Origin of the sequence: Streptomyces sp. NPDC048516 (assembly GCF_043199875.1) — a bacterium.
Classification (GTDB): domain Bacteria; phylum Actinomycetota; class Actinomycetes; order Streptomycetales; family Streptomycetaceae; genus Streptomyces.
This window is the reverse complement of sequence record NZ_JBICWS010000006.1, coordinates 235,393-247,445: the sequence shown is the minus strand read 5'-3', so window position 1 is coordinate 247,445 and position 12,053 is coordinate 235,393. Positions and strand designations below refer to the sequence as shown.

The following is a 12,053-nucleotide window of genomic DNA, read 5'->3' as shown; positions in this document are numbered from 1 at the left end:
CCTACGGCGTAGGGCGCGGGGCTCGTGAAACACGTAGGCTCGGGCTACCGCACAATCGTTGTCGTATGGCAGGAGTCACGTCGTGATCCCCGGTGGTCAGCCCAATATGCAGCAGCTGCTTCAGCAGGCCCAGAAGATGCAGCAGGACCTCGCGGCCGCCCAGCAGGAGCTCGCGGAGACACCCGTCGAGGGCTCCGCGGGCGGCGGCCTGGTCAAGGCCACGGTGACCGGCTCCGGTGAGCTCACGGGCCTGGTCATCGACCCCAAGGCGGTCGACACCGACTCCGCCGAGGAGACGGCCGAGACGATCGCCGACCTCGTGCTGGCGGCGGTCCGCGACGCCAACGCCAGTGCCCAGCAGCTCCAGCAGCAGAAGCTCGGTCCGCTCGCCCAGGGTCTGGGCGGTGGCGGAATCCCGGGTCTCCCCTTCTGAGGAGTAGCCAACTAGCGTACGCATCACGGCAGAAGAGAAAGAAGACGTTCCGTGTATGAAGGCGTGGTCCAGGACCTGATCGATGAGCTGGGCAGGCTGCCCGGCGTCGGTCCCAAGAGCGCGCAGCGGATCGCCTTCCACATTCTTCAGGCCGAGCCCACCGATGTCCGCCGGCTCGCGAACGCGCTGATGGAGGTCAAGGCGAAGGTCCGGTTCTGCGGCACCTGCGGCAATGTGGCGCAGGAGGAGCAGTGCCGGGTCTGCCTGGACCCGAGGCGTGATCCGGCGGTCATTTGCGTCGTGGAGGAGCCCAAGGACGTCGTGGCGATCGAGCGGACGCGTGAGTTCCGCGGTCGCTACCACGTCCTCGGCGGGGCGATCAGCCCGATCGAGGGCGTGGGGCCCGACGACCTGCGGATCAGGGAACTGCTGGCCAGGCTCGCGGACGGCACCGTCACCGAGCTGATTCTGGCCACCGACCCCAATCTCGAGGGCGAGGCCACGGCCACGTATCTGGCCCGCATGATCAAGCCCATGGGCCTGAGGGTGACGCGGCTGGCGAGCGGTCTGCCGGTCGGTGGCGATCTGGAGTACGCGGACGAGGTCACGCTGGGGCGGGCCTTCGAAGGGAGGAGACTTCTCGATGTCTGATGCCACGCTGCACAACGCGACACAGGACCCGGACGACTTCGCCGTATCGATCTCCGACTCGGTCGAGAGTTTCATCGTCGCGGTGACGGAGGTCGCCAAGGGCGACGAACCGGACAGCGCGGTGCCCTTCCTGCTGCTGGAGATCTCCCAGCTGCTGCTCACCGGCGGCCGTCTGGGCGCCCACGAGGACTTCGTTCCCGACGAACGGTACGAGCCGGACACCGGCCCGGAGCCGGACGTCGACGAGCTGCGCGAGCGCTTCGCGGCCCTGCTCGACCCGGTGGACGTCTACTCCGAGGTCTTCGACCCGTATGTGCCGCGCAGCGAGCCGGTCGCCAGCCGGATCTCCGACGACCTGGCCGACATCATCACCGACCTGCGGCACGGCCTGGCGCACTACCGGGCGGGCCGGGTCAGTGAGGCCCTGTGGTGGTGGCAGTTCTCCTACCTGTCCAACTGGGGCCCGACCGCCTCGGCCGCCCTGCGCGCGCTGCAGTCGCTGGTCGCCCACGTACGCCTCGACCAGCCGCTGGTCGAGCTGGATGGTCTGGACACCGACAGTGACGTCACCGGCGACGAGCAGCGGCTCGCCGAGGAGGCCGGAAAGGTCATGGTGGCGGAGATCGCCGGGCCGCTGGGGCTGCGCGGGGTGTGAGTTGGGGGTGTGAGCCGGGGGTGGCCGCACCGGGCGCCTGACGGGCCGCTGCGCCGTTCACCGCTCCTGCGCCGGCCGGGTGCGGGCGCCGCCCCCGCCCGCCGTAGCGCGCTCGGCGCGCGCCGTATCGCTCCGGAGCACCGGAGCACGTGAGGTGCCCGGGCCGTCCGCCCTGTGGGCCTCTTCGCCGCGCCCCGACCTTGTGACCTGGGTTACGTTTTCGTGTGTACTGCCCAGAAGCGGGCATGTGCTCGCCGAGCGGGCGCGACGGTGCGCCTTGTGGAGCCGCCTCGGGACGTGGACCTCACGGGACAGGTGAGCACGGTGAAAATCCGTGATCAACCAGTGAGTCGCATGTCTCACGATGTGGTATCAGCAGGGCGGATTCCGCTTGCTCGTTAGACTGAGCCGACCGCAGTACCCCCATTTCCGGGGGTCCGGGAGGAAACTCCCGATGAGACAGTTGCGAGGAGCGCACGTGGGCCTTGTCGTGCAGAAGTACGGCGGCTCATCCGTTGCGGATGCCGAGGGCATCAAGCGCGTTGCCAAGCGAGTCGTCGAAGCCAAGAAGAACGGCAACCAGGTTGTCGTAGTGGTTTCGGCGATGGGCGACACGACGGACGAGCTGATCGATCTCGCGCAGGAAGTGTCCCCGATTCCGTCGGGGCGCGAGTTCGACATGCTGCTGACCGCCGGAGAGCGGATCTCCATGGCCCTGCTTGCCATGGCGATCAAAAACCTCGGCCATGAGGCGCAGTCCTTCACGGGCAGCCAGGCAGGTGTCATCACCGATTCCGTGCACAACAAGGCACGGATCATCGACGTCACGCCGGGCCGCATCAAGACCTCCGTCGACGAGGGCAACATCGCCATCGTCGCCGGGTTCCAGGGCGTGTCTCAGGACAAGAAGGACATCACGACGCTGGGGCGCGGTGGGTCGGACACGACCGCCGTCGCGCTGGCGGCCGCCCTGGACGCCGATGTCTGTGAGATCTACACCGATGTGGACGGTGTCTTCACCGCCGACCCCCGGGTCGTGAAGAAGGCCCGGAAGATCGACTGGATCTCCTTCGAGGACATGCTGGAGCTGGCCAGCTCCGGATCCAAGGTGCTGCTGCACCGTTGCGTCGAGTACGCACGCCGTTACAACATCCCGATCCACGTCCGCTCCTCGTTCTCGGGGCTCAAGGGCACATGGGTCAGCAACGAACCGCAAGGGGACCAGCCGATGGAGCAGGCAATCATCTCGGGCGTCGCACATGACACCTCCGAGGCGAAGGTCACGGTCGTCGGAGTCCCGGACAAGCCGGGCGAGGCCGCGCGCATCTTCCGTGCGATCGCGGACTCCGAGGTCAACATCGACATGGTGGTGCAGAACGTCTCCGCCGCGTCGACCGGTCTGACCGACATCTCCTTCACGCTGCCCAAGGCGGAGGGCCGCAAGGCCGTCGCCGCCCTGGAGCGGACCCGTGCGGCGGTGGGCTTCGACTCGCTGCGCTACGACGACCAGATCGCCAAGATCTCGCTGGTCGGCGCGGGGATGAAGACCAACCCCGGCGTCACGGCGACGTTCTTCGAGGCGCTGTCGAACGCGGGCGTGAACATCGAGCTCATCTCGACCTCCGAGATCCGCATCTCGGTTGTCACCCGTGCCGATGACGTCAACGAGGCCGTACGGGCCGTGCACACCGCCTTCGGTCTCGACACCGACAGTGACGAGGCCGTGGTCTATGGCGGCACCGGCCGATGATTCCGGCCGAGGCGGGCCGTCCGTCCCTCGCCGATACGGCGTGGGCGGACGCCCGTAAGGCCGCCAAGCCGCATCTCGCCGTCGTCGGCGCCACCGGCGCCGTCGGCTCGGTCCTGCTCGGCATCCTGTCCGAGCGGGCCGACATCTGGGGCGAGATCCGGCTGATCGCCTCTCCCCGCTCGGCCGGCCGCAAGCTGACCGTGCGGGGCGAACAGGTCGAGGTCGTCGCGCTGAGCGAGGAAGCCTTCGACGGCATCGATGTCGCGATGTTCGACGTCCCCGACGAGGTCTCCGCGCAGTGGGCACCGGTCGCGGTGTCCAAGGGCGCGGTGGTCGTGGACAACTCCGGCGCGTTCCGGATGGACCCGGACGTGCCGTTGGTCGTGCCCGAGGTCAATGCGCACACGGCGCGGGTGCGTCCGCGCGGCATCATCGCCAACCCGAACTGCACGACGCTCTCGATGATCGTCGCGCTGGGGGCGCTGCATGCCGAGTACGGGTTGAGCGAGCTGATCGTCTCCTCGTACCAAGCCGTTTCCGGGACGGGCAAGGCCGGCGTCGACACCTTGCGCGCTCAGCTGTCCGCGGTGTCCGGTACGGAGCTGGGCACCGCGCCCGGCGACGTGCGCCGGGCCGTCGGGGACACACTGGGGCCGTTCCCGGCGCCGATCGCCCTCAACGTGGTGCCCTGGGCCGGCACGCTCCAGGCGGACGGCTGGTCCTCCGAAGAACTCAAGATCCGTAACGAGTCCCGCAAGATCCTGGGGCTGCCGGATCTGCCGGTCACCGCGACCTGTGTACGGGTGCCGGTGATCACCACCCACTCCCTGACCGTGCACGCCCGGTTCGAGAACGAGGTCTCGGTCGGCGGTGCGCACGAAATCCTGGCCGCGGCCCCCGGGGTCGTCCTCAGCGACGACCCGGCCGAGGACGAGTACCCGACCCCTGCCGATGTCGTCGGTACGGATCCGACCTGGGTCGGACGGGTACGGCGCTCGCTGGATGATCCGCGGGCGCTGGAGCTGTTCGTGTGCGGGGACAACCTGCGCAAGGGGGCTGCCCTGAACACGGCGCAGGTGGGGGAGCTGGTGGCGGGGGAGCTTCGGAGGTAGGGGCGGGTGCCCCTGGAGGTAAGGGCGGGTCCCCTGGGGCCGCGGCTGGAGGCCCGGTCGCTCAAGGGTTCCGGCGTTCCGGCGGAATGCCGGTGCGGGCTCCGGCCGTGGTGTGCAGCCGAGTTGGCGGGATCGGACGTCGTGTGCCTGCCGCCTGGGGGATACTTTGTGGAGCGTGTGAAGATTCTGTGAGCGGATTACTGGCCGAACCTCTTGATCTGGGCTGACGGCCTGTTCGGCCATTCGCTCCCCGCCAGACTGCAACCGGCAGTTGGGCGGGGAGCGTCTTTGTGGCCGCCCGCAGGGGTGGCCCGGGATGTCCGCGGGTCGCAGGGTGAGGCCCCGGTGTCGGGGAATTCGCGTCGGGTAATTAGGGCATTCAGGAAGAGCTGGTACGCATGAGGGCATTTGATGCACCGTCAAAGGCGGTGCCTTGCGCGTACAACCCTTATAGGGGGAAGCGTGTCCAACAGGCGTGGCAGAGGTACTCGGATTCACCATCGCCCCGGCGGGGGCAGCGGGCGCAACAGTGCGCCCGCCGCGGCCCCTTGCGTCCGGGGGCATGCCAGTGATCGCTCCCTGGCCCACCACGCGTCCCGCGCAGATTCCTCCGCAGCGTGGGGACACTGACGAGGCGATGGCAGCGGGCACCACAGTCGACCACCTCACCGAGACCTACCGCGCGCACTACCGCTCCCTGCTCGGTCTCGCCGCGCTGCTCCTCGACGACACCGCCTCCTGCGAGGACGTCGTCCAGGAAGCCTTCATCCGGGTGCACTCCGCACGTGGACGGGTGCGCGAACCCGAGAAGACCCTCGCCTATCTCCGGCAGACGGTCGTCAACCTCTCGCGCTCCGCGCTGCGCCGCCGCATCCTCGGGCTCAAGCTGCTCTCCAAGCCGATGCCCGACATGGCGAGCGCCGAGGAGGGCGCCTACGACCTCCTGGAGCGGGACCAGTTGATCCAGGCGATGCGCGGTCTGCAGCGTCGGCAGCGTGAGGTGCTGGTGCTGCGCTATTTCGCCGATATGACCGAGGCGCAGGTGGCCCAGACGCTGGGCATATCGCTCGGTTCCGTCAAGGCCTACGGGTCGCGGGGCATCGCGGCGCTCCGCGTCGCGATGGAGGCTCCCGCATGAGTGGCACCACGCGTGGCCGGTACGACCCGTTCGACTCCTGCGGCCCGTCCGGCGCGACCCGCCCGGGGCGTCCGGCTACGCCGGGCCGACCGTTCGATGCGGTTGCGCCGGGCCGGCCGTACGACCCGGTTGCGCCGGGCCGGCCGTACGACCCGGTACGTGAGCTGTACGCGGCGCACGAGGCGCAGGGCCACCCTGGAGGCGAACGAGGTGCGGGTCACCCGGGCGACGAGCCGGATGCGGGCCGCCGACGGGGCGAAACGGTCTGGCAGGGCGCGAAATCCAGCCAACATTCCGGCAGCGGCGATGACATCGGTGTCGCGGAGCCGGGATCTGCCGGTGGCGAGCGGACACCTGCTGGTGGCGAGCGGACACCTGCCGGTAGGGACGACCCAGCGGTCCACGCCGACCAGGCAGCTGCCGGTACGGACGAGGCGGCGGCCCGCGCGGAGCAGTCCCACGCCGGTACGGACGACGCGGTGGCCCACGCCGGGGCGGCGCGCGCCGAGGCAGCACCCGCGGGCATGGCGAGGGGCCCGTTCGGCGCCCGGGGCGGAGCGGACGCCGGTGAGGGGCCCGACAGCCACGCGTACGGCAGCGACAGCGAGGAGCACGCCGGCACCGCCTTCGGCGGCGGTACGGGTGACGGCGGCCACGGCCGCAGCCACCCCACCGGCGGCTTCGGCGGCGAGGACGACCTGAGGCGGCTGCTGCAGTCCCGGGTGGGCGGCCTCGAACCCGCGCCGGACGCGCTGGAACAGCTGCGCCGCGCGGTGCCCGCCCGCCGTCAGCGCCGTCGGCATGTCGTCCTGGGCGCGGCCGCCGCGCTGCTGCTCGGCGGTACGTCCATCCCCGCCATGGTCCACGTGGTGAGCCTCGCCGACGGCTCCGAGGAACGGGCCGCCAACGCGGCCGGTAACCAGCACGCCCAGGCTGGTACCGGCGGCGCACACGGCGAAGGCACCGAGCAGGCCGGCCCGCGACCGACCCAGGAGGGCGGCGAGACGCCGGGCGGCGGCGAGCCGCAGGGCGATGGCAGGGCCACGGGGAAGAACGGCGCGGGCCCCGGCGCGGGCGCCGGCACCCCCGGCCCGGACGAGACCATGGACGTCACCTCGCCGGTCTGCGGGCGCGATCAGCTCGGCAACGGCAGCAGCACGGTCGGTCCCGCGGACTCCACGGGCCGTATCTACGGCACGTTCCGGGTGGTCAACACCTCTTCCGCCGCATGCTCCGTCGAGGGAGGCGGGACCGTCGGCCTGGTCGCACACGGCTCCACGAACCCTGACCGCATCCATGTCGTCGACCACACCTCGGGTGATGAGGCCACCGGCCTTCCCGACCCGGCCACCACCCCTGACCAGCTGGTTCTCAAGCCGGGGGAGGCGTACGAGGTCAAGTTCGCCTGGATCCCGCAGTCCGGCGGCGGCACCACCGGATGCGTCAATCCCGGTCCCTCGCCCACCCCCGCCCCCTCCAAGGACCCGGGGCAGTCCCCGGACGCCGGGGCCACGGCAACGGGCGACGGCGGTGGTGGCAGCGGTGGCGGTGGCGGCCAGGCGGGCGGCGACGAGGGATCCGGTGGCGGCGACGCGTCCGGTGGAATCGTTCTCACCCATACGCCGGAGGCCGGTGAACCCTCCGCGGCCGACGCCAAGGTCACGGACGCCTGCGCCGGAACGGTGTACCGCACCGAGGCGCTGGCCGCCCCGTAGGGGGCGACGGCAGGGGCATGGCGGGAGGGGGCGGTGCGGTCCCTCCGCACGGGCCCCGTACCGTTGTGGTGTGTACCGGTTCCTGCTGACCCCGCGGTGGTGGGGAATCAATGTGTTCGCCGTACTGGCGATTCCGCTGTGCATTTTCATGGGCAGCTGGCAGCTGAGCCGCTTCGAGGACCGCGTCAACACCCATCAGCAGCAGGAGGACCGCTCCGCCCGGGCCAAGACCGCGGCGGCCCGTCCGCTGGCCGGTCTGCTGCCCGTCGACACGGTCACCTCAGGACGGCAGGCCGGTGCCCGCGGGCACTACGACGCCGGGCACCAACTGCTCGTACCGGACCGCACGTTGAAGGACAAGCACGGCCGGCAGCAGCAGGGCTTCTACGTCCTCGATCTGCTGCGCACGGACGGCGGCAAGGCGCTGCCGGTCGTACGGGGCTGGCTGCCCGGCGACGCCGGTTCGAAGGCCGACACGGCCAAGGTGCCCGCGCCGCCCAAGGGCGAGGTGACGGTCACCGGCGCGCTGCAGGCCTCCGAGAACCAGGGCACCGACGGTGTACAGGCCGGCGGCGGGCTGCCGCGGGGACAGCTCGGCATGATCAGCGCCGCGTCGCTGGTCAACATCGTGCCGTACGAGGTCTACGACGCCTGGATCACGCTCACCGACACCCAGGCGCCGCTGCGCGCCGTCCCGCCGGCCGCCGCCGAGGGCAGCGGCCTGGACCTCAAGGCCTTCCAGAACCTCGGCTACACCGGAGAGTGGTTCGTCTTCGCCGGCTTCGTCGTCTTCATGTGGTTCCGGCTCTTCCGCCGTGACGCCGAAGCCGCCAAGGACGCGGCGCTGGGCATCGTGACGGAGGAAGGCGGGAGCGCTGCCCAGGGCGAGGAGCGGGCCTCCGGCCAGGATGAGGAGCGGGGCGTCGGCCAGGGCGAGGAGCGGGCCTCCGGCCAGGGCGAGGAGCGGGCCTCCGGCCAGGGCGAGGCGGCTCCGGTCCGGCGGGCCTGAAGCCGACCGCCGGGTCCCCGCTCCTGCGCCCATGTTGCACCTGGTCAGAGGCGGTATCACGGCAGTAGCCGCAATCGGATCGGCGTGCCACGGTAGGCCATATGGCAGGCAAGAGCACCCACCCGCATGGTCATGATCACGCCCGTCACCCCCAGCGTCCGCATCAGGCCCACGACACCCAGGCCCACCACCTCCATCCCTCCGGTCACGGTCAACCCGACCACCATGACCACCATGACCACCACGGCCACCACGGCCACCATGACGATCACGACCATCACGGCCACCATGACCACCGTGATCACCATGACCGCCACGGTTGCGGCCGTTGGTCACGGATCCGGCATCGGATCGTCCACCTCGTCACCCCGCACAGCCATGAGGCCATGGACAAGATCGACACTGCGATGGAGACCTCCCGCGAGGGCCTGCGCACTCTGTGGCTCTCGCTCGGCATCCTGGGCCTGACCAGCGCGATCCAGCTGGTGGTCGTGGTGCTGTCGGGGTCGGTGGCGCTGCTCGGCGACACCATCCACAACGCTGCCGACGCCCTGACCGCCGTTCCGCTGGGCCTCGCCTTCATCCTCGGGCGCCGGGCCGCGAACCGCCGCTACACCTACGGCTACGGCCGGGCCGAGGATCTTGCGGGTATCGCCATCGTGCTGACGATCGCGCTCTCCTCGGCGCTGGCCGCCTACGAGGCCGTGGACCGTCTGCTGAACCCTCGCGACATCACCCACCTGTGGGCGGTGGCAGCGGCCGCCGTAGTCGGGTTCATCGGCAACGAATGGGTGGCCCGCTACCGCATCCGCACCGGGCGCAAGATCGGGTCGGCCGCGCTTGTGGCCGACGGCCTGCACGCCCGTACCGACGGCTTCACCTCCCTCGCCGTCCTCTTCGGCGCGGGTGGCGCGGCCCTCGGCTGGCGGGCGGCCGACCCGCTCATCGGCCTGCTGATCACCGCGGCCATCCTCATGGTGCTGCGCGACGCCGCCAGGGAGGTCTACCGGCGGCTGATGGACTGTGTCGACCCCGGACTCATCGACGCCGCCGAAACGGCTCTGCGCACGGTGGACGGCGTCCGCGGCATCGGTCAGGTCCGTATGCGCTGGATCGGCCATACCCTGCGTGCCGAGGCCGATATCGTCGTGGACTCCCGTCTCACCGTGGTGCAGGCCCATGCCCTGGCCGTCGCCGCGGAACACGCCCTGATCCACGCCGTCCCCCGGCTCACCGCCGCGACCGTGCACACCGATCACACCAGCGAGGGCACCGATCCCCATGCGGCGCTGGCGCATCACACCACTACCTGACCGGGCCCCCGCCCCCGCCCCCCGCCCCCCGGCCACCGGCCACCGGCCCCCGGCCAAGCCGGGGGAGCACCCCCGCCCAGGCCGGAGGGAGCACCCCGCCCGAGCGCCGGGGCTCACCCCGCCCGTCCCATGGGCTCACCCCGCCCGAGCGCCGGGGCTCACCCCGCCCGTCCCATGGGCTCACCCCGCCCGTCCCACCCGGGCTCACCCCACCCGTCCCATGGGGAGTTGCCCTGCCCGAGCCCGGGAAGTTGCCCTGCCAGAGCCCCAGAAGCACCCCCCGGTGGGACGCCCGGGTGGGACGCCCCAGTGCTTCTCGCTCCTCCCCGGCCCCCTTCCGACTCCTCTCCGGCCCCTCGCCGGTTTCTAGTTCTTCTCGTTCTTCTCGATCACGTACCGCTGGGCGAAGTCGAGCTCCAGGCGGACCTGCTTGATGCGCTCTTCCACGACCAGAGAGCCGTGGCCGGCGTCGTAGCGGTAGACCTCGTGCGGGTGGCCGCGGCCCGCCAGTCGCTGGACGTAGTTCTCCACCTGCTGGATCGGGCAGCGCGGGTCGTTGACGCCCGCGGAGATGTAGACCGGGGCCCGCACCGCGTCCACATAGGTCAGTGGCGACGACGCCTCGAAGCGTTCCGGGACCTCCTCGGGGGTGCCGCCCAGCAGGGTCCGGTCCATCGCCTTGAGGGCTTCCATCTCGTCGTTGTACGCCGTGACGTAGTCCGCGACCGGGACCGCCGCCAGACCCACCGCCCAGGCCTCCGGCTGGGTGCCGAGTCCCAGCAGGGTCAGATAGCCGCCCCATGAGCCGCCCGACAGCACCAGCCGCTCCGGATCCGCCAGGCCGGACGAGACCGCCCACTCGCGCACCGCGGCGATGTCCTCCAGTTCGATCAGCCCGACACGATGCTTGAGCGCATCGGTCCAGGCGCGGCCGTAGCCGGTCGAGCCGCGGTAGTTGACGCGGACGACCGCGAAGCCGTGGTCCACCCAGGCCGCGGGGGACGAGGCGAAGGCGTCGCTGTCGTGCCAGGTCGGGCCGCCGTGAATGTCGAAGACCGTCGGGAAGGGGCCCTCCCCCGCCGGCTGCTGCACCAGCGCGTGGATCCGGCCTCCCGGGCCCTCCACCCACACGTCCCGCACAGGCACCGACCCGGGTGCCTTCCTACCGGGCGGGTCCAGCACGACCTTGCCGCTCGTCGACCGCACCTCCGGGGGCTGGGCCGCCGACGACCACAGGAACTCCACCGTTCCGTCCGGCCGCGCCGTCGCGCCCGAGACCGAGCCGGCCGGGGTCTCGACCCGCGTCAGCAGGGGACGGCCGGGCGCAGCAGCCGCGTCCGTGGCGCCGGCCGTAGCACCGGCGCCGGCCGGCCGGCCCAGCTCGTAGCGCCACAGCTCGCTCCGTGCCTGGTACTCGTGCTCCACCAGCAGCGCCGACCCGTCGGGATACCAGTCGGCATCCACGTCTCCGGGCAGGTCTATCTCCAGGGCCGTCTCCGTCCCGGTCAGCGGATCCCAGATCATCGGCTCCCAGCGGCCCCGCCGCTGATGCCCCACCAGCAGCCGGGCGTCCCCGTCCACCGGTGCGAAACCCATCACCGACAGGCCCAGCTCTTCGGTCCCGCCCTTGGTGTCGTCCAGCTCCGCGACCGTGGACCCGTCGAGCCGTACGACGCGGATCGCGGAGTGCATCGCATCGCCGTGTTCGGTGTGCTCAAGGGCGATCAGCGAGCCGTCGTGCGAAAGATCGCCGACGCCCGCCGACTCGCGGTGCCGGTAGATCTCCACCGGCGCCTCGCCCGGCCGTACGACGTGGACCGTCGAGCCCTCCTCGTCCGTGGAGCACCCGATGACCGCGGTCCCGTCCCGGCCGATCGCCAGCCCTCCCGGATACGAGGCGGCGAGCCCCGGGGCGGCCGGTTCATCCGGGCCGCCGGCGAACGGCTGCCGCATCCAGACGCCGAACTCGTCCCCGTCGGTGTCGGAGAACCACCAGATCCACCGGCCGTCCGGCGACAGCGTTCCGTCCGTCGTGCCGTTCGGCCGGTCCGTGGCCTGCCGCTGACTGCCGGTCGCCCGGTCCCAGGCGTACAGCTCGAAGGTGCCGGTGGCGTTCGACACGAACAGGGAGCGGTCCGGGGCGTCCTCGGCCCAGTCCGGGAGCCCGATCCGCGGCGCACGGAAGCGCTTCTCCCAGTCCGGCACCGCGGCATCCGCGCCACGGGTATCCGCCGGGCCCGCCGAGCCGCTCGAGTCTTCCGTCGCACCGTCCGTCAC

At 71.1% G+C, this 12,053-nt stretch carries 11 protein-coding genes; 9 read left to right on the top strand and 2 right to left on the bottom strand.

Annotation, left to right across the window (positions count from 1 at the left end):
* Positions 1-82 precede the first annotated feature (82 nt).
* The 8 genes from ACGFR7_RS14810 to ACGFR7_RS14775 all read left to right on the top strand — a co-directional run bounded on the left by ACGFR7_RS14810 (position 83) and on the right by ACGFR7_RS14775 (position 8,463).
* Positions 83-433, top strand: a complete 351-nt coding sequence (locus tag ACGFR7_RS14810) for a YbaB/EbfC family nucleoid-associated protein (RefSeq protein ID WP_093484352.1) — start codon at positions 83-85, stop codon at positions 431-433.
* Between the two features lie 51 nt (positions 434-484).
* Positions 485-1,084 (top strand): recombination mediator RecR, encoded by a 600-nt coding sequence (gene recR, locus ACGFR7_RS14805; RefSeq protein WP_018089931.1) that lies wholly within the window; start codon positions 485-487, stop codon positions 1,082-1,084.
* The gene (locus tag ACGFR7_RS14800) at positions 1,077-1,739 is read left to right on the top strand and encodes a DUF5063 domain-containing protein (RefSeq protein WP_393318094.1); all 663 of its coding nucleotides are present in this window, start codon (positions 1,077-1,079) and stop codon (positions 1,737-1,739) included. Before recR ends, ACGFR7_RS14800 begins: the two co-directional genes overlap by 8 nt.
* A gap of 478 nt (positions 1,740-2,217) precedes the next feature.
* Positions 2,218-3,489, top strand: a complete 1,272-nt coding sequence (locus ACGFR7_RS14795; protein WP_088799022.1) for an aspartate kinase — start codon at positions 2,218-2,220, stop codon at positions 3,487-3,489.
* The gene (locus ACGFR7_RS14790; protein ID WP_393318091.1) at positions 3,486-4,601 is read left to right on the top strand and encodes an aspartate-semialdehyde dehydrogenase; all 1,116 of its coding nucleotides are present in this window, start codon (positions 3,486-3,488) and stop codon (positions 4,599-4,601) included. The genes ACGFR7_RS14795 and ACGFR7_RS14790 overlap by 4 nt, the downstream gene beginning before the upstream one ends.
* Before the next feature lie 475 nt (positions 4,602-5,076).
* Positions 5,077-5,739, top strand: coding sequence for a SigE family RNA polymerase sigma factor (locus ACGFR7_RS14785; RefSeq protein WP_393318088.1), 663 nt, complete (start codon positions 5,077-5,079; stop codon positions 5,737-5,739).
* Positions 5,736-7,454: a hypothetical protein gene (locus ACGFR7_RS14780; RefSeq protein WP_393318085.1), complete on the top strand. Its 1,719-nt coding sequence runs from the start codon at positions 5,736-5,738 to the stop codon at positions 7,452-7,454. The genes ACGFR7_RS14785 and ACGFR7_RS14780 overlap by 4 nt, the downstream gene beginning before the upstream one ends.
* Positions 7,455-7,524: 70 nt before the next feature.
* Positions 7,525-8,463 carry an SURF1 family protein gene (locus ACGFR7_RS14775; RefSeq protein ID WP_393318082.1) on the top strand — a complete coding sequence of 313 codons (939 nt, stop codon included), beginning with the start codon at positions 7,525-7,527 and terminating at the stop codon, positions 8,461-8,463.
* A gap of 56 nt (positions 8,464-8,519) precedes the next feature.
* Here the strand turns inward: ACGFR7_RS14775 and ACGFR7_RS14770 are convergent, their stop codons facing one another.
* The gene (locus ACGFR7_RS14770; protein ID WP_393318616.1) at positions 8,520-8,771 is read right to left on the bottom strand and encodes a hypothetical protein; all 252 of its coding nucleotides are present in this window, start codon (positions 8,769-8,771) and stop codon (positions 8,520-8,522) included.
* Positions 8,772-8,801: 30 nt separating this feature from the next.
* On the opposite strand from ACGFR7_RS14770, the gene ACGFR7_RS14765 reads away from it, so the two are divergent.
* Complete coding sequence (locus ACGFR7_RS14765) at positions 8,802-9,776, top strand: cation diffusion facilitator family transporter (RefSeq protein WP_393318574.1); 975 nt, start codon at positions 8,802-8,804, stop codon at positions 9,774-9,776.
* 366 nt (positions 9,777-10,142) lie between these two features.
* On the opposite strand, the gene ACGFR7_RS14760 is transcribed toward ACGFR7_RS14765, so the two are convergent.
* Positions 10,143-11,981, bottom strand: a complete 1,839-nt coding sequence (locus ACGFR7_RS14760; protein WP_393318079.1) for a S9 family peptidase — start codon at positions 11,979-11,981, stop codon at positions 10,143-10,145.
* Positions 11,982-12,053 lie beyond the last annotated feature (72 nt).